This is a genomic window from Candidatus Pelagibacter sp. HIMB1593 (assembly GCF_052047755.1).
Lineage (GTDB): Bacteria > Pseudomonadota > Alphaproteobacteria > Pelagibacterales > Pelagibacteraceae > Pelagibacter.
Window position 1 is genome coordinate 1,095,502 of record NZ_JBNAJK010000001.1, and the last position, 15,687, is coordinate 1,111,188.

The 15,687-nt window shown below is 30.1% G+C and carries 18 protein-coding genes and 1 pseudogene; 7 read left to right on the plus strand and 12 right to left on the minus strand.

The window, feature by feature from the left end; genetic code table 11:
* From ACTTA0_RS05830 to ACTTA0_RS05845, 4 genes and pseudogenes are all read right to left on the minus strand, one after another.
* Window positions 1–786: a sulfite exporter TauE/SafE family protein gene (locus ACTTA0_RS05830; RefSeq protein WP_440676408.1), complete on the minus strand. Its 786-nt coding sequence runs from the start codon at window positions 784–786 to the stop codon at window positions 1–3.
* A 40-nt stretch (window positions 787–826) separates the two neighbouring features.
* Window positions 827–1,819 (minus strand): tRNA dihydrouridine(20/20a) synthase DusA, encoded by a 993-nt coding sequence (gene dusA / locus ACTTA0_RS05835; RefSeq protein WP_440676409.1) that lies wholly within the window; start codon window positions 1,817–1,819, stop codon window positions 827–829.
* A 180-nt stretch (window positions 1,820–1,999) separates the two neighbouring features.
* A pseudogene (gene rpoZ, locus ACTTA0_RS05840) lies at window positions 2,000–2,380 on the minus strand (DNA-directed RNA polymerase subunit omega); the annotation flags it as partial.
* Between the two features lie 45 nt (window positions 2,381–2,425).
* Window positions 2,426–3,634 carry an MFS transporter gene (locus tag ACTTA0_RS05845; protein ID WP_440676410.1) on the minus strand — a complete coding sequence of 403 codons (1,209 nt, stop codon included), beginning with the start codon at window positions 3,632–3,634 and terminating at the stop codon, window positions 2,426–2,428.
* A gap of 11 nt (window positions 3,635–3,645) precedes the next feature.
* Here ACTTA0_RS05845 and ACTTA0_RS05850 point away from each other — a divergent pair, with 11 nt between their 5' ends.
* Together ACTTA0_RS05850 and ACTTA0_RS05855 are read left to right on the plus strand one after the other, a co-directional pair.
* Complete coding sequence (locus ACTTA0_RS05850) at window positions 3,646–4,521, plus strand: NAD(P)-dependent oxidoreductase (protein WP_440647983.1); 876 nt, start codon at window positions 3,646–3,648, stop codon at window positions 4,519–4,521.
* 3 nt (window positions 4,522–4,524) lie between these two features.
* A complete protein-coding gene (locus tag ACTTA0_RS05855; RefSeq protein WP_440676411.1) occupies window positions 4,525–5,130 on the plus strand; it encodes a flavin-binding protein in 606 nt (201 codons plus the stop codon).
* Here ACTTA0_RS05855 and ACTTA0_RS05860 read toward each other — a convergent pair.
* Genes ACTTA0_RS05860 through ACTTA0_RS05870 form a run of 3 tightly spaced genes read right to left on the minus strand, consistent with a single transcriptional unit; the run spans window position 5,127 to window position 6,886 of the window.
* Entirely contained in the window at window positions 5,127–5,417 is a 291-nt protein-coding gene (locus tag ACTTA0_RS05860; RefSeq protein WP_262589034.1) for a DUF1330 domain-containing protein, read from the minus strand. The genes ACTTA0_RS05855 and ACTTA0_RS05860 overlap by 4 nt on opposite strands.
* 27 nt (window positions 5,418–5,444) lie before the next feature.
* Window positions 5,445–6,362: an ROK family protein gene (locus ACTTA0_RS05865; protein ID WP_440676412.1), complete on the minus strand. Its 918-nt coding sequence runs from the start codon at window positions 6,360–6,362 to the stop codon at window positions 5,445–5,447.
* 11 nt (window positions 6,363–6,373) lie between these two features.
* A complete protein-coding gene (locus ACTTA0_RS05870) occupies window positions 6,374–6,886 on the minus strand; it encodes a gamma carbonic anhydrase family protein (protein WP_440676413.1) in 513 nt (170 codons plus the stop codon).
* Between the two features lie 20 nt (window positions 6,887–6,906).
* Between ACTTA0_RS05870 and ACTTA0_RS05875 the strand changes: the two genes are divergently transcribed.
* The 3 genes from ACTTA0_RS05875 to ACTTA0_RS05885 are packed head-to-tail and all read left to right on the plus strand — an operon-like array spanning window position 6,907 to window position 9,430.
* A complete protein-coding gene (locus ACTTA0_RS05875) occupies window positions 6,907–7,461 on the plus strand; it encodes a thioredoxin family protein (RefSeq protein ID WP_440676414.1) in 555 nt (184 codons plus the stop codon).
* The gene (locus ACTTA0_RS05880; protein WP_440676415.1) at window positions 7,461–8,543 is read left to right on the plus strand and encodes a glycosyltransferase family 4 protein; all 1,083 of its coding nucleotides are present in this window, start codon (window positions 7,461–7,463) and stop codon (window positions 8,541–8,543) included. Before ACTTA0_RS05875 ends, ACTTA0_RS05880 begins: the two co-directional genes overlap by 1 nt.
* Entirely contained in the window at window positions 8,540–9,430 is an 891-nt protein-coding gene (locus ACTTA0_RS05885; RefSeq protein ID WP_440676416.1) for a DMT family transporter, read from the plus strand. Before ACTTA0_RS05880 ends, ACTTA0_RS05885 begins: the two co-directional genes overlap by 4 nt.
* Here the strand turns inward: ACTTA0_RS05885 and ACTTA0_RS05890 are convergent.
* The 3 genes from ACTTA0_RS05890 to ACTTA0_RS05900 are packed head-to-tail and all read right to left on the minus strand — an operon-like array spanning window position 9,427 to window position 12,402.
* Window positions 9,427–10,926, minus strand: a complete 1,500-nt coding sequence (locus ACTTA0_RS05890) for a tripartite tricarboxylate transporter permease (RefSeq protein ID WP_440676417.1) — start codon at window positions 10,924–10,926, stop codon at window positions 9,427–9,429. The genes ACTTA0_RS05885 and ACTTA0_RS05890 overlap by 4 nt on opposite strands.
* Entirely contained in the window at window positions 10,923–11,393 is a 471-nt protein-coding gene (locus ACTTA0_RS05895) for a tripartite tricarboxylate transporter TctB family protein (RefSeq protein WP_440618295.1), read from the minus strand. Before ACTTA0_RS05895 ends, ACTTA0_RS05890 begins: the two co-directional genes overlap by 4 nt.
* Window positions 11,394–11,421: 28 nt before the next feature.
* Complete coding sequence (locus ACTTA0_RS05900; protein ID WP_440676418.1) at window positions 11,422–12,402, minus strand: tripartite tricarboxylate transporter substrate binding protein; 981 nt, start codon at window positions 12,400–12,402, stop codon at window positions 11,422–11,424.
* A gap of 80 nt (window positions 12,403–12,482) precedes the next feature.
* Between ACTTA0_RS05900 and ACTTA0_RS05905 the strand changes: the two genes are divergently transcribed.
* Entirely contained in the window at window positions 12,483–13,556 is a 1,074-nt protein-coding gene (locus ACTTA0_RS05905; protein ID WP_440676419.1) for an AbrB family transcriptional regulator, read from the plus strand.
* On the opposite strand, the gene ACTTA0_RS05910 is transcribed toward ACTTA0_RS05905, so the two are convergent.
* Window positions 13,546–14,487: a glycosyltransferase family 9 protein gene (locus ACTTA0_RS05910; protein ID WP_440676420.1), complete on the minus strand. Its 942-nt coding sequence runs from the start codon at window positions 14,485–14,487 to the stop codon at window positions 13,546–13,548. The two genes, ACTTA0_RS05905 and ACTTA0_RS05910, sit on opposite strands and share 11 nt — an antisense overlap.
* Before the next feature lie 32 nt (window positions 14,488–14,519).
* Between ACTTA0_RS05910 and ACTTA0_RS05915 the strand changes: the two genes are divergently transcribed.
* A complete protein-coding gene (locus ACTTA0_RS05915; protein WP_440652322.1) occupies window positions 14,520–14,909 on the plus strand; it encodes a DUF6165 family protein in 390 nt (129 codons plus the stop codon).
* Here the strand turns inward: ACTTA0_RS05915 and ACTTA0_RS05920 are convergent.
* A complete protein-coding gene (locus ACTTA0_RS05920; protein ID WP_440676421.1) occupies window positions 14,899–15,687 on the minus strand; it encodes a phytanoyl-CoA dioxygenase family protein in 789 nt (262 codons plus the stop codon). The genes ACTTA0_RS05915 and ACTTA0_RS05920 overlap by 11 nt on opposite strands.

Here is a 15,687-nt window from a genome sequence, read left to right on the forward strand (position 1 = left end):
TTATAATTTAATATATTCGTAGAAAAACTTAACTGCTACGATTAGTAAGAAAATAGCAAGTAATTTACTAATTTTATTTTTATCTATTCTGTGAGCTGTTCTTGCACCTAGTCTTGCCATAAAAGTTGTAATCGGAATAAAGATTAAAAAAGCTGGTACATTTAAAAATCCAATACTAAATGGTAAATTTGTTTTTAAATAACTTCCTGAAATAAAAAAACCTGTAGCACCAAATAGTGCAATTAAAAAACCAATCGCTGCAGCGCTTCCAATTGCTTTATTAATTGAATAACCGAAAAATTTAAGGATTGGTACATTCATAACAGCACCACCTATACCTGTTATAGCTGAAATAAATCCAACAATCGCACCAAGAATTATTTTTAAATACAATTTCATTTCAGATATTACATTTTGTTTTTTTTCTTTAATCGTAAGTAAATAAATTCCTAAAAGAAAGATAACGATTGCAAAAAAAAGGACTAATGATTTTGTTTTGAAAGTTGCAGCAAAAATTGTTCCCAAAACAACTCCTACAACTACAAAAATACCATAGCTTTTAACTATATTAAAATCGACTGAATTAAATTTATGATGGGTTAAAACTGAAACTATTGATGTTGGAATTATTATTGCAAAAGAAGTTCCTACCGCTAAATGCATTATATAAGCTTGATCAATTCCAAGTTTGCCAAATATGTAATAAAGAAACGGGACAGTTATTAAACCACCACCGATACCAAAAAGGCCAGCTACAAATCCAACTGGAATTGCAGTCAAAACCATTAATAAAACTATATAGATATATTCATTTGCTAAGATTGAACTAAGCAGATTGACCTTCTCTCATATCAACATTGTTGTATTTAATTTTATCCATTATGTGATCAATTTTTTTTACATCAGCATCTCTCACACACATATTTTCACTTAAATATTTTTTCCAATGACTAGCACCAGTTTGGCCGTGAAATAAACCTAATGTGTGTCTCATGATTTGGTTTAAACGAGTTCCTTTTTTCAATTCATCTTTTACATAAGGAATTAACTGTTCAATAACATCTTGCCTACTAGGAATATCCTCATTATTAAAAATTTCTTTCTCAATATCTGCTAACAAATAAGGTGTGTGATAAGCAGCTCTTCCAATCATAACACCATCAGTTTTTTCTAAATGTGGTTTAATTTGATCAACAGAAGTTATTCCTCCATTTATAATTATTTCTTCATTTGGAAAATCTTCTTTTAATTTATAAACAAACTCATATTTTAAAGGTGGAATGTTTAGGTTTTGTTTGGGTGTAAATTTGCCAAGCATAGCCTTTCTTGCATGAATAATAAAAGTTTTAATACCTGTGGATTTAAGTGTAGATATAAAATTGTGTAAGTTTTCATAATCTTCAACACTGTCATATCCAATTCTAGTTTTTATGGTTACAGGTAATTTAGTTTTTGATTGCATCTCTGTTAAACAATCTGCAACTAAATTTGGCTCTTTCATTAAACAAGCACCAAATCTATTTTTCTCTACTTTTCTACTTGGACATCCTAAGTTTAAATTAATTTCATCGTAACCAAAGTCTTCTCCAACTTTTGTTGCTTCCGCTAGTAACTTAGGTGAAGATCCACCTAATTGAAGTGCTACAGGCTTTTCATTGATATTGAATTCTAGTAATTTTTTTTTATCACCTCTATTGATTGCTTCATCGACAACCATTTCAGTATAAAGAAGTATATTTTTAGATATTAGTCTTAGAAAATATCGTTCATGACGATCTGTACAGTCCATCATAGGAGCAACTGATACTAACCTATTCATAAACTAAGACTTTATATTATTTTTTTATGAGTTTGAAGCTTCTGGATCTTCAGAAGCAACATCTGCTTCTTGATTTTCTGATTCTGAAACTTCATCTAATGAAACTTCACCTTGTTCATTCATAGTTTCTTGACCAACTGAAGCGTCAACTTCAGGTGTGGCTGTTTCAGATAATTCAGCTAAATCTTCCTTTGATACTTGAATTTTTTCTGGAGTTTTTCTAGCTCTTTTAGATGGTAAAATTGGCGTTCCACTTTTTGAAATCTCTCCTTTGTAAAGATTTTCAAAATCATCACCTATATCTTCGTCGTCTTCTACACCATCATCCACTTGTTCAACGTGTTTTCTAAGTTTATAAACAGCACTTTCAGTTAAATCTGATACTTTAATTTTCTCTTCAGCAATTTCTCTTAAAGATATCACTGTATTTTTGTCATTATCCCTATCTATTGTTGGTTCTAAACCAGCATTAAGTTGAGTAGCTCTCTCTTTAGCTACTAAAACTAATTCATAAGGACTTTCTACTTTATCTATACAGTCTTCTACAGTAACTCTAGCCATGCGCAGTATCTACACAGTGAGTCTAATAAAATCAAGGGATATTTTTTATAAATAATGAGGATTTAACTTATTTTTTATCATGAATAAAAGCATAAGCATAAATCCAACATATATTGCGGAAAAAGTAGCAATTTGTTCGATACCAAATCCTTTGTCTATTAAAAATCCATACAAAGCAGTTCCAAAAGCTGTGGAGAAAACCATAAGAGCAGAAGTCATAGCCTTTATTCCTCCAATAAATCTTACACCATATAATTCTGCCCATGTAGATGTACCTAAAACATTTGCAAAACCATTTGTTATCCCCATCAATCCTAAAAAAATAAATGAAACAATCGGATGATCAAAAAATATCAATATCAAAGCAGCAATCAACATAGGAATATTTGTAAAAATTAATAATTTCCTGCTTGAAAACTTATCAATTAAAATACCAGTTATAAATAAAGTCAAAACAGAACAAATCGAATAGGCCATAAAAGATTGGGCTATCACATATGGACCCCATCCCTTAGAAACTTGAACAAATGATTGAAAAACTGCAAAGCCTGTAAAAATCCATGGCATTGCCAATAAGTTCCCACAAATAATATAAAACTTATAATCTTTTAATACTTCTCCTCTAGTCCATTGTTTAATTGTATCCTCTTGAAAATTATTATTACTGTCAGACTCTCTAGAATTAATATTTAAATTATTTATTAAAAAAATAGAAGCAACAGGTAGAAATAAAATAATAATTAAAGAAAATCCTACCCACAACTCTCTCCAATGTATGAATGTCAAAAAATATACTATTAAAACTGGTAAAATAAATTCTGCTAATGACAAACCTAGCCAAGAAGTACTTAATGCTTTTCCTCTTGATTTATCAAAATATCTTGAAACTGTAGTACTAGCAGTATGAGACATTAACCCTTGACCAAATAACCTCATTAAAAAAATTGCTAAAAATAAAAAAACTATTGAATTGATTTTAGAAAATATAAATGAAGATATGCTTAATGATATAATTACAAAATATGCAAATTTAATTGCACTAAAATCATCTATTTTTTTTCCAACCCATATTAAAATAAAACTACTGCATAATGTTGCAGAAGCATAAATTGAGCCAAATTGTCCATGAGATATAGAAAGAGCTTCTCTAATACTAGTATTAAACAAACCAAGAAAATAACTCTGTCCAAAGCTAGAAAAAAATGTAAAAATAAATCCAAATACAATTACTTTTAAACTTAAACTTTTAAACATAGAAAAAAATTATGACTTGTAATGTTGCTTTCATAGGTCTTGGGGTTATGGGCTACCCAATGGCTGGTTATATATCAAAAGCCGGACACAATGTAACTGTTTTTAATAGAACGAAATCAAAAGCTGAAAAATGGATTGGTGAATACAAAGGTAAAATGGCTGACACTCCTGCTCAGGCAGCAGAAGGTGCAGATTTTATTTTTACATGTGTAGGTAACGATAATGATTTAAGAGAAGTGGCTACAGGAGAGAATGGATTATTTAACACAGCAAAAGCTGGGTCAATATTTATCGATAACTCAACTGTATCTGCAGAAGTATCTAGAGAATTATATAAAGCTGCAAAAGATAAAGGTTTTGATTTTTTAGATGCACCTATATCTGGGGGTCAATCAGGTGCTGAAGGTGGAATACTTACTGTAATGGTTGGTGGTGATGAAGAAGTTTTTAAAAAAGCAGAACCAGTAATTGATTGCTACAGTAAAAAAGTAAAATTAATTGGATCGTGTGGAAGTGGACAACTTACTAAAATGATGAACCAAATGTGTATTGCTGGGGCAGTGCAAGGTTTATCTGAAGCAATTAATTTTGGAATAAATGCAGGTTTAGATATGGATAAAGTAATGGAAACTATATCTAAAGGTGCAGCACAGTCTTGGCAGATGGAAAATAGATATCGAACTATGACAGATGATAAGTTTGATTATGGATTTGCTATTGATTGGATGAGAAAAGATCTAAAAATTGCAATTGAAGAAGCAAAAAGAAATGGTTCACCAGTGCCGATAACAGAAATCATAGATGGCTACTATGCTGAGGTACAAGAAATGGGTGGTAACCGATGGGATAGTTCAGCTCTTATTGCTCGATTAAAAAAGAAAAAATAATCTGTGACTGATACCGTTCCTTATTATGAGAACTTTATAGAAATCAAAAAGAAAATTTGGTCTATGTTAGATAATGCTGTCAAAGACAGAAGTTCGCCTTTCAGAATACCTGTATTTATATGTGGTAGCCAATCTGATTTAGATGGTAGAATTGTAGTTCTTCGAAAATCAGATCAATCTAATAACTTAGTTCAGTATCATAGCGATATTCGTTCTGATAAAATTGGAAAATTAAAATCTAACAATAATGCAGCAATGTTGTTTTATGATAAAGATGAAAAAATTCAGGTTAGGCTAAAAGTAGAGTGTACCATTAATCATAATAACGAAGTTACTAAAGAATCTTGGTCAAAAACCCAACACATATCTAGAAAATGTTATTTAGTTGATAAAGGACCAGGAACTATGTCTGATACTCCTACATCTGGACTAAAACCTGAGCTTGATAATTTTGATTACACTAAAGAACAAAGTGAAGAAGGTTACAAAAATTTTACGGTTATTCAGTGCAAAATAAAATCAATAGAATGGTTATATTTAGCCGCTAAAGGTCATCGAAGAGCAAAATTTGATTTAGTAAACAATAAAGATACCTGGTTAGTACCTTAAATCCCTTTTACAATTATATTGCTTCCTTCAGAGTTTTGAAGACGAATATCTTTAACTGGCTTATACTCATCAGAGTGATACCATTCTAAAGCTTTTTCATATGATGGAAATTTAATGATTACTAATCTTGGAAAATTATCTTCGCCCTCTACTACTTGATATTCACCATTTCTAACTAGATATTCTCCACCAAATTTTTTTACAACCTCTGTAACTTTAGCCACATATTCTTTATAGTTTTCTGGATTTGTAACTTTTAATTGAGCTATAACGTAACCTGCTGACATAATTCCACTCCTTTATTAATTGTTCTGTTAATTATTCCAAAGCCAAGCTGCTCCCCTCACACCACTTGAGTCACCGTGTAAATTTTTTAAAACTTTCGTTTCTATTTTTTTTGCAAATGTATATCTGGGAATTAATTTTGGAATATTATTATAAAATCTTTCAATATTTGACATGCCTCCACCTAAAACAATTGCACCAGGATCAAAAATACCAATCATTACAGCTAATAATCTTGCCATTCTATCCTCATATAAAGAAAATTCTAAATTAGCACGATCATCATTATTTTTATCTAATTCTACAATTTCTTTTGTTGTAAGATTTGTATTATATTTTTTATTAAATATATTTGTAAAACCAGTTCCTGAAATAAATTGCTCTGCACATAAGGGTCTTCCACAATTTCCTGAGGGACATTTAACGTCTAGTTTAATTTCTTCATCAGTTGGATAAGGTAATGGTTGATGTCCCCAATCTCCTGCTATTTGATTAGCACCTTCAATTATTTCTTTTTTATAAGATAAACCTCCTCCAAAACCTGAGCCTATTATTATTCCAAAAACAGAGTCATAATTTTTTCCTGCACCATCAATTGCTTCCGATAAAGTCAAGCAATTCGCATCATTCATCAATTTTACTTGTCTTTTTAAAGCAATTTCTAAATCTTTTTGAAAAGGTTTGTCATTTAACCATGATGAATTTGCGTTTGTTATTAGTTTGGTTTCTTTTGATGAAAATCCTGGTATCCCTAGTCCTACGCTACAGGTTTGACTACTAATATTGTCAAATTCATCGACAAGTTTTTTTATTGTATCAATTCCAGAAACATAGTTTTTATCATAATAATATCTTTTTCTTTCAATTTGATTGCCTTTATCGTCAATTATAATTCCTTCAATCTTAGTACCTCCATAATCAATACCAATTTTAAATTTTTTATTCATAGATTTAATATTTAAAATATTGATTTTGAATACTTCTTCCAGTTATCTTGATAGTGTTTAGTGTTTTCCTCTACTGCTTTTTTTTCTTCCTCAGTCACTTCTCTTATAACTTTTCCCGGAGAACCAACAACTAAGGAATTGTCAGGTATCACTTTATTCTCAGTAATTAATGCTTTTGCTCCAATGATGCAGTTTTTTCCAATATTTGCTTTGTTCAAAATTACTGCTCCAATTCCAATTAAACTATTATCTCCAATAGTACATCCATGAAGCATCACTAAATGACCTATAGTAACATTTTTACCTACTCTCAACGGACAGCCGGGATCTGTATGTAAGACACTACCATCTTGAATATTAGATCCCTCACCTATATGAATATTTTCTATATCTCCTCTTAAAACAGCATTAAACCATATGCTTGTATTCTTCTCCAATATAACATCTCCAATTACAGTTGCGTTTGGAGCTACCCAATTTTCGCCAGAGTTTTTTGGTTTTTTATCTTTTAAATCATAAAACATAATTTATATATTCTTACAGTATGCCAATACAAACTCCAATATGTGATTTTGGTCAAAAAGCTATTCCATTTGAATTAAAATCAACTGAAAATAAAATTCTTTCGTTAGATGATATCAAGGGAGAAAATGGAACTTTGATAATGTTTATCTGTAATCATTGTCCTTATGTAAAGGCCGTTACAAAAGAAATAGTTGAAGATTGCAATGAATTAAAAAAAATTGGAATAAATTCTGTAGCAATTTGTGCAAATGATGCTGAGAGTTATCCAGAAGACTCTTTTGAAAATATGATTAAATTTTCAAAAGATAACAATTTTAATTTTCCTTACTTAAACGATGAAACTCAAAATATCGCAAAAGCATATAACGCTGTATGTACACCAGATTTTTTTGGATATAACAAAAATTTAGAACTTCAATATCGTGGGAGATTAAGAGAGTTAAGAAATCTTATACCTGTTAAAGAAGGTGAGAGTGATTTGTTAAAAGCTATGAAACAAATTGCTGAAACAGGCGAAGGTCCTAAAAAACAAATTCCTAGTGCTGGCTGTAGCATAAAGTGGAAAACTAATTAATGTATTTAATTGTTACTAGATCTTTTCCTCCTGAACTAGGTGGAATGCAAAGCTTAATGTGGGGTTTATCAAGAGAGTTATCTAAAAACTTTATGATAAAAATGTTTGCAGATTATATTGATAATCATAAAGATTTTGATGAACAAGCTTCGTTCTCAATTGAAAGAGTTGGTGGAATAAAACTTCTTAGAAAATACAGAAAAGCTCAATTAATTAATGAGTTTATTAAAGATAATAAAGTTGAAGGAGTAATTGGAGATCATTGGAAAAGTTTAGAATTAATTAAAACTTCTAAAAAAAAATATTGCCTTATACATGGTAAAGAAATCAATCATCCTAAAGGATCAAGTCAAAATAAAAGAGTTTTGAATGTTCTTAATAATGTAGAAAAAGTTATTGCTAACTCACAATATACCAAAAACCTTGCTATTGAATGTGGTATTAATGAAAATAAAATTGTTGTTATAAATTGTGGAGTAGATCTACCAAAAGAATTAAACGAAAAATCATTAGAAAAAGTTGAAAGCTTATTAAAAGTCAAAACTCCTAGATTAATTACTGTTTCAAGATTTGATAAAAGAAAAAATCATGAAAAAGTTGTGATGGCTCTTAGAAATCTAAAACAAATTTATCCAGATATTGTTTATATTTGTATTGGATATGGTGATGAAGAAGAAAACATAAAAAAATTAGTAAAAGAATTAAATTTAGAAGAACAAGTAATGTTTTTTAAAGACATAAGTGATGATTTAAAAAATGCTCTTGTTGCTAAATCAAATTTATTTGTAATGCCTTCTATAATTCATAAAAAATCTGTTGAGGGGTTTGGAATTGCATATGTTGAAGCAGCTCAATACGGTGTACCATCTATAGGCGGTAAAGATGGTGGTGCGGCAGATGCAATAGATCATGAAAAAACTGGTTTAATATGTGATGGTAATAATCTTGATGATATTTATTCTTCAATCAACTCAATGTTAGAAAATAAAAAATATTTAGAACTTGGAAAAAATGCAAAAGAATTTGTGAATAAATTTCAATGGTCAAAAATAATTGAGGAATACAAAAAGATACTAAATTGATTTCAAATAATAAATTAGCAATTTTTTTAATTATAATCTCAGTTTTTTGCGGAACATTAATGTTAACCTTTTTAAAATTAGCACAAGAGGAAGTTAATGTTTATGTAGCAGGTTTTTTTAGATTTTTATTTGGTTTTCTGATTATTTTTCCTTATATGTTAAAAACTAAATTTGCAGTTTTTAAATCTAATCATCATAAAAAACATTTTCTTAGAGCAGTTTTAAACTTGCCTTCAATGCTTTTATATTTCTCAGCTTTAACAATGATGCCAATTGAAAAAGCTACAGCAATATCTTTTGTTGTTCCTTTCATAGTAACTATTTTGGCTGTTTTGTTTCTTGGAGAAAAAATTTATATCTACAGAAGTTTTGCACTAGTTTTAGGATTTATTGGTATGCTGGTAATTTTAAGACCAGGTATTATTGAAATCTCTATTGGAGTGTATATGGCACTGGCATCTTCTTTTATGTGGTCAATAGTGATTATAATTACAAAAACTATAACCAAAGACGATAGTTCAATTACAATTTTATCTTATGGATACTGTTATATGACTATTTTTAGTTTCCTTATTGCATTGTTTTATTGGCAAACACCTAGTTTACAAACTTTGATTTATTTGTTCTTTGCAGGTCTATCTGGCACATTGTTGCATCTTTGTATTAATCATGCATATAAACTAGTAGATGTGAGCATGACACAACCCTATTCTTTTCTAAGTTTAGTATTTGCATCTCTAATTGGTTACTTCGTATTTAGCGAAATCCCTGATCTCTTCACTTGGATTGGTGCAAGTATAATATTTTTAGGAGTTTTCATTATATCATACCGTGAAATGAAGCTTAATAAAGAAATCATTAGAAAACGAATAGATATTAAATCTTAATTTTTCTTCTTAAGGGTTTTATAAATATGCCAGACTACAATTAAAATTGTAGTAGCTAGGATACATGCGGTTAATGTTCTGTCCCACAAAAATTCCCACGAACCATTAGTTAATAACAAAGAACGTCTTAAGTTTTCTTCCATCAATCCACCAAGTACAAAAGCTAATATCAAGGGTGGCATAGGAAAATCATATAATCTTAAAAAAGTTGCAACTACTGCTATCCCAATCATTAAATAAATATCGAAATTATTAAATGACATTACATAAATCCCAGTGACAGAGAAAAATAAAATTAAAGGAATTAAGTAATTTTTAGGAACAGCAAGAATTCTAGCTATATAAGGTATGAGTGGTAAGTTTAATATAAGAAGAATTACCATTCCAATATACATAGACATAATTATTGACCAAAAAATTTCTGGATTAGTCATATAAAGTCTAGGACCAGGTTGAACACCAAAACCTAAAAGAGCCCCTAACATTACTGCTGTGGTTCCACTCCCAGGAATTCCTAAAGTAAGCATTGGCACAAAAGAACCAGAGCAAGCAGCATTGTTTGCTGTTTCAGGTGCTGATAAACCATTTACGCTTCCCTTACCAAATTTTTCTTTTTCCTGATCACTAACTACGTTTCGTTCCATTCCATAAGCTAAAAAGGATGCAATTGTTGCACCAGCTCCAGGTAAAACACCAATTAAAAAACCAATTACCGATGATCTTGGAATTGTTTTATACATTTTAGTTCGTTCTTCTTTATTAATCTTAATTGAGCCTAATTCAGTTAATGAAACTTGTTTAGCAGCAGTTGTTGGATCATTTCTCTTTAAAATAATTGTTAAAGCTTCACTCATCGCAAAAGTAGCCATCACAACTAATACAAAGCTAATACCATCAGTTAAGTTCATATTGTTAAATGTATATCTTGTAATATCAGACAAACTATCTTGACCAACAGATGCTAACATCAAGCCTAAAACAACCATCATCATTGCTTTTAAAAATTGTCCCTTAGATGAGAAAGCTGCAATGGCCGTTAAACCTAAAATCATCAAAGCAAAATAATCAGGTGATCTAAAAGATAAACTCACTTTAGATAAACTTGGTGCCATAAATAATAAGTAAATTGCAGATAGTGTTCCACCTGCAAATGAACTCCAAGCAGCAATCGCTAAAGCTTTTCCAGCCTTACCTTGTTGTGCCATTGGATAACCATCAAATGAAGTTGCAACTGTTCCTGGAACACCGGGGGCATTTAATAATATTGAAGAAGTTGAACCACCAAATACTGCTCCATAATAAACTCCAGCCATTAAAATTAATCCAGTTGCAGGTTCAAAACCATATGTAATAGGTATCATTAAAGCTATTGCAGTCATTGGACCAAGACCAGGAAGCATTCCAATGATTGTTCCAAAAAAACAACCAACCATAACCATTAGTATATTTTGGAATGTAAGTGCTGTTGTTAATCCAATTAGTATTCCTTCAATCATCCCATCACTCCAATTAATTGTAGAAATGGATCTCTTAAATAAATATCAAGAATACCATGAAGCAAATACATAAAGGCAGCAACAAATGGAAAGGATAATAAAAACATTAAAATCCACCTTCGTTCTCCTAAAAAATAATATGAAGCAAATAAAAATAAGGAAGTGGTTAAAAAATAACCAACTTTTAAAATTGTTGCTCCGTAAATAATTGCAATTAATATAAGTATACCAGTTTTTTTATACTCTAAATTTTTATGCTCTACTTTAATTGTATTTGGGTCTGGTAAAATAAGTTTTAATCCAGAAAAAAATAATCCCGCATAACCTAAATAAATTGGAAATGTCCTAGCATTAAATGGAGCATTTTCATCAAATGTAAAAACTTGAATTTGATAAGCTAAATATAAATAGAATGCAGAAAAAACAAAAAAGAGCAGTGATATAATTTTTGTAGTATTTATATTCACTGCTCTAATTTTAATTTCTAACCAAAGGTTAGATAACTCCTAGTTTTTTCATAAGAGCTGTCATTTCTTCAGTTTGTTTTTCTAAGAAAGAAACAAACTTACCTTCAGGGTTATAAATATTAACCCAAGCATTTCTTGCTCTTACTGTTTCCCATTCAGGAGTTTTTTGTACATCGCCAAGCATTTTTGCAATTGCAGCTTTATCAGAATTGCTCATACCTGGAGGACCAAAGAAACCTCTCCAGTTAACGAATTGTACATCATACCCTTGTTCTTTAAGAGTTGGTGCATCTGGTGCATCAGAAACTCTTGAAGGAGCAGTAATACCAATAATTGTTACTTGATCTCTTGCGCCCATCAATTCACCTAAACCAGTTGAAATGATTTGAGTTTCTCCAGATAAAAGTCCAGCTAAAGCTTTTCCACCAGCATCATAAGGAATGTATGCAACAGCATTTGGATCTGCACCCGCAGCTTGGAATGCTAAAGCACCAATTAAATGGTCCATACTTCCTCTTACTGATCCACCAGCCATTTTAATTGAGCTTGGATCTTTTTTGTATGCATCAACTACATCTTTGAAGTTTTTGTAAGGTGAGTTTTTTGCAACTGCAATAGCACCGTAGTCACCAATTACACCAGCAATCGGCACAACATCTTTATAAGATAAAGTTCCACTACCTTTTACATAACCTTCGTGTCTAGTAATTGATCTTAATACTAATGGTGTAGATTGAACTAACACTGTATTAGCAGGTTTAGTATTAATCATGTAAGCAAGTGCTTTACCACCACCACCACCTGACATATTTTCAAATGATGCGCTTTTTAACATACCAGCTTTTGTTAAAGCTTCTCCAGTACCTCTAGCAGTTCCATCCCAACCACCACCAGCACCACCACCGATTACAAAGTGCAATTTATCAATTGCTACTGAGCTAGTAGTTGTTGCTGAGAATAGTAAGATTGATGAGAATAATACTGAAAATAATTTTTTAAGATTACTCATAATACCTCTCTTCTTGTTTATTAATTAAATTATATTAAACATTTAATATAAGGTAGTGTCAATCATATAGAAATTTAAAGATGAATTCATCGACTCAGAAAATCAAAAAAAATTTGTCTCAGTTATTTACATTAAAATTTCTAACTGTTTTTTTGACAAGTGTACCAAGTGCAATAATTGCGGAACAATTCAATATTCCACTTGCTTGGTTTTTAGGTCCAATGATTATCACATCAATTGCTGCATTGTCAGGTCTAAAAATCATCATGCCTAAAATTGTGTTAAGTTTTATCTTGATAATTTTAGGTTTGCATATTGGAAATTACATAGATCAAAATCTATTTAATCAAATGTTTGATTGGATTTGGACTTCGATAATTATGCTAATCTACATAATAATCTGTATTTTAGTTGTTGCTAAGTATCTGCAAAAATTTGCAAATTACGGTAACAAAGCCTCTATATTTTCTGCTGCTCCTGGTGCTTTAGGTCCATTAATGATTTTAGCAGAAAATGAAAAAACGGATTTATCTCAAGTTGCAACTTCTCACTTAATTAGATTGATCATTATTATAACTGTAATTCCACTTATTATCGTAAACAATACTGACAATGATGTTTTATTAAATGGTGAATTTAATTACTTGGCTCAAAATCATTTAAATTTAATTTTACTTATTATTGCATCTTTATTTTTTATTTTTGTTTTTGATAAAATTAGAGTGCCAGCAGCCTTATTATCAGGAACATTATTTGCAAGTGGCCTATTACAAATTACAGATGTAGCAACGTATAAATTGCCAGATGAAACAATAAATTTTTGTCTGCTAATTCTTGGCTCTTCTGTCGGATGTAGGTTTGCTGAAAAAACTGTTAAAGAGATAGCCAATAATTCTCTTCATAGTATCGTAGCGACAGTAATATTGGTGGTATTGGGCTTACTTGCTGCATACATTGCAACATTCTTTGTTGATACGAATATTTTAACTTTAATATTATCTTTTAGTCCTGGAGGAATTTATGAAGTGGCAGTTATAGCAATTGCTTTTGATTTAGACCCAGACTTTGTTGCTTTTCACCATATAATAAGATTGCTTTTTATACTTTTCACAGTTCCAATATTTTTAAGAGTTTTAGAAAAAATTAAGAAATAATTTCAGAAAGTCTTTCAAAAACTTTTTCTGATGAGAGTTTTGATAATTCAGGGGCTTGTATTGCTTTAAAATTATCTCTTTCAATACTTACTTTAAAAGGAGTTGTATGAGAACCAAATAGAGCAATTCCTTTTGATCCTATGTGTGCAGTTATGTGAGCAGGTCCAGTATCATTAGCGACCACAAACGAACTATCATTAATTAATCCAGATAATTGTGAAATATTTAAAGCTTTTCCGTTATCTAAAACACATAAAGCATTTATATTTTTTGCATCTTTAATTTCATCTGGTCCAGGAGCTGTAACCACTTTAAATTTATTTTCAAATTTTTCATTAATCATATTTATTAGATCATTATAATAAGGCCATTTCTTTGAAGTTAAATGAGGTGAGCAAAAAGGAAAAAGTATTATGTATTTATCTAGTTCATAACTTTTTTTTATTTCTGAAATATCAACTGTACTCCATGAAAAATCTGGTTTCATTGTATGATTGGTATTAATTCCTGAAGATTTTAACTGATGATCAAATCTTGAAAGAACAGAATCTTTATCAAAATCTTTTTTGGTTGTTCCTTCTGGTAGAGTTGTTTCTGTTGAACTCCAAATGGTTTTGTCAGCTTTAGGAAATAAAATGTTTTTATAAAAAGATGTTCTACTTGAATTTTGAAGATCATAAACTTTTGAGAAATTATGTTTTTTAATCTCTCTCATTAGTAAATATAAATAAATTAAATTAATTTTTGATAATCTCTTATCTAGAATAACATTTGAAATATGTGGGTTTTTTTTAAATAGTTCAAAATAAGGTTTTGTTGTTAATAAATGAATTTGATCTTCTTTATGATTTTCAGAAATATCTTGAATTGCCCCACACGCTTGAGCTATATCGCCTAAAGATCCATGTTTAATAATTAAAATATTAGACATAATTCTAACAACTTAACATAGTATAGAGTTTTATGAATAAAATTATAGTCGAGGTTTCTGTTGGTGAACTTTTAGACAAGATTTCAATATTAGAAATCAAACAAGATAAAATTAAAGACCCAGAAAAATTAAGTTTTATAAACAATGAGCACTCTATTCTTAAAAATCAGTTAGAAAAAAATGTTCAGTCCGATGAGAAACTTGAAAAATTATTTCAAGACTTAAAAGATATAAATGCCAAACTTTGGGTTATTGAAGATGATAAAAGAGATTGTGAGAAAAATAAAGATTTTGGAGAAAAATTTATAAAACTTTCTAGAGATGTTCATTTTTTAAATGATGATCGTGCAAAAATAAAATTAGAAATGAATAACCATACTGGTTCTGCTATTAAAGAGATTAAAGAGTATACTAGTTACTAAAAACTTTTGGAAACCAATCCTGTCTCATCCGATCTCCTGATTTTAAATTAATTCCATCGAATGGTGGTGATGTTGGGCCACCTCTTTCAGTAAAAGTAACATCATCACCTATAAATCTCATAGAAAATGCTCTACGAGATTGAGAACTTTGATTTCCTGTGGAACCATGAACGGTTTTAAAATTAAACAAAACTGCATCACCTAAATTTATGTCTGGAACCAATACATCTTCTTCAAATTCTTCTTTTTTTGGAAGGTTCATAAAAGAACTATCATCTTCATACCAAGGTTGATTGTTAGACCATTTAGTGGGTCTTAAAAGTTTTTGCCATTTATGTGATCTTAAAATTAATTTAAGGTTATTTTCTTTATTTACTTCATCTAATGGTATCCAAAAACTTCCTGTGTCATTTCCATCAATACAGTAATACGGCATATCTTGATGCCAAGGTGTTTCTTTATTTGTTCCAGGGTCTTTAATAAAAAGATGATCATGAAAAATTTGTATAGATTTTGAATTTGTAGCCTCAGCAACTATTTGGCCTGCAAGAGAATTGAACATGCAATCTTTAAATTCTTTTATTCTTTCCCAATTACAATAGTCTTCAAAAAACCTTCCTTCATTTTCATTTACATTTTCTCTTCCATGTTGGCTTGGGTTATCTAAAACTTTTTGAAAACCATCTCTTAATGGTTCGATCCAATCTTTAAATGCACCTTTAATTATTATTGCACCAAGATTTTGATAATCATCAATCTGTTTTTGAGAAAGATACAT

Coding starts and splice junctions, on each gene's coding strand:
- ACTTA0_RS05830 (WP_440676408.1), bottom strand. CDS start 786: ATGGTTTTGACTGCAATTCCAGTTGGATTTGTAGCTGGCCTTTTTGGT.
- dusA (WP_440676409.1), bottom strand. CDS start 1,819: ATGAATAGGTTAGTATCAGTTGCTCCTATGATGGACTGTACAGATCGT.
- ACTTA0_RS05845 (WP_440676410.1), bottom strand. CDS start 3,634: ATGTTTAAAAGTTTAAGTTTAAAAGTAATTGTATTTGGATTTATTTTT.
- ACTTA0_RS05850 (WP_440647983.1), top strand. CDS start 3,646: ATGACTTGTAATGTTGCTTTCATAGGTCTTGGGGTTATGGGCTACCCA.
- ACTTA0_RS05860 (WP_262589034.1), bottom strand. CDS start 5,417: ATGTCAGCAGGTTACGTTATAGCTCAATTAAAAGTTACAAATCCAGAA.
- ACTTA0_RS05865 (WP_440676412.1), bottom strand. CDS start 6,362: ATGAATAAAAAATTTAAAATTGGTATTGATTATGGAGGTACTAAGATT.
- ACTTA0_RS05870 (WP_440676413.1), bottom strand. CDS start 6,886: ATGTTTTATGATTTAAAAGATAAAAAACCAAAAAACTCTGGCGAAAAT.
- ACTTA0_RS05875 (WP_440676414.1), top strand. CDS start 6,907: ATGCCAATACAAACTCCAATATGTGATTTTGGTCAAAAAGCTATTCCA.
- ACTTA0_RS05880 (WP_440676415.1), top strand. CDS start 7,461: ATGTATTTAATTGTTACTAGATCTTTTCCTCCTGAACTAGGTGGAATG.
- ACTTA0_RS05890 (WP_440676417.1), bottom strand. CDS start 10,926: ATGATTGAAGGAATACTAATTGGATTAACAACAGCACTTACATTCCAA.
- ACTTA0_RS05900 (WP_440676418.1), bottom strand. CDS start 12,402: ATGAGTAATCTTAAAAAATTATTTTCAGTATTATTCTCATCAATCTTA.
- ACTTA0_RS05905 (WP_440676419.1), top strand. CDS start 12,483: ATGAATTCATCGACTCAGAAAATCAAAAAAAATTTGTCTCAGTTATTT.
- ACTTA0_RS05910 (WP_440676420.1), bottom strand. CDS start 14,487: ATGTCTAATATTTTAATTATTAAACATGGATCTTTAGGCGATATAGCT.
- ACTTA0_RS05915 (WP_440652322.1), top strand. CDS start 14,520: ATGAATAAAATTATAGTCGAGGTTTCTGTTGGTGAACTTTTAGACAAG.
- ACTTA0_RS05920 (WP_440676421.1), bottom strand. CDS start 15,687: ATGTATCTTTCTCAAAAACAGATTGATGATTATCAAAATCTTGGTGCA.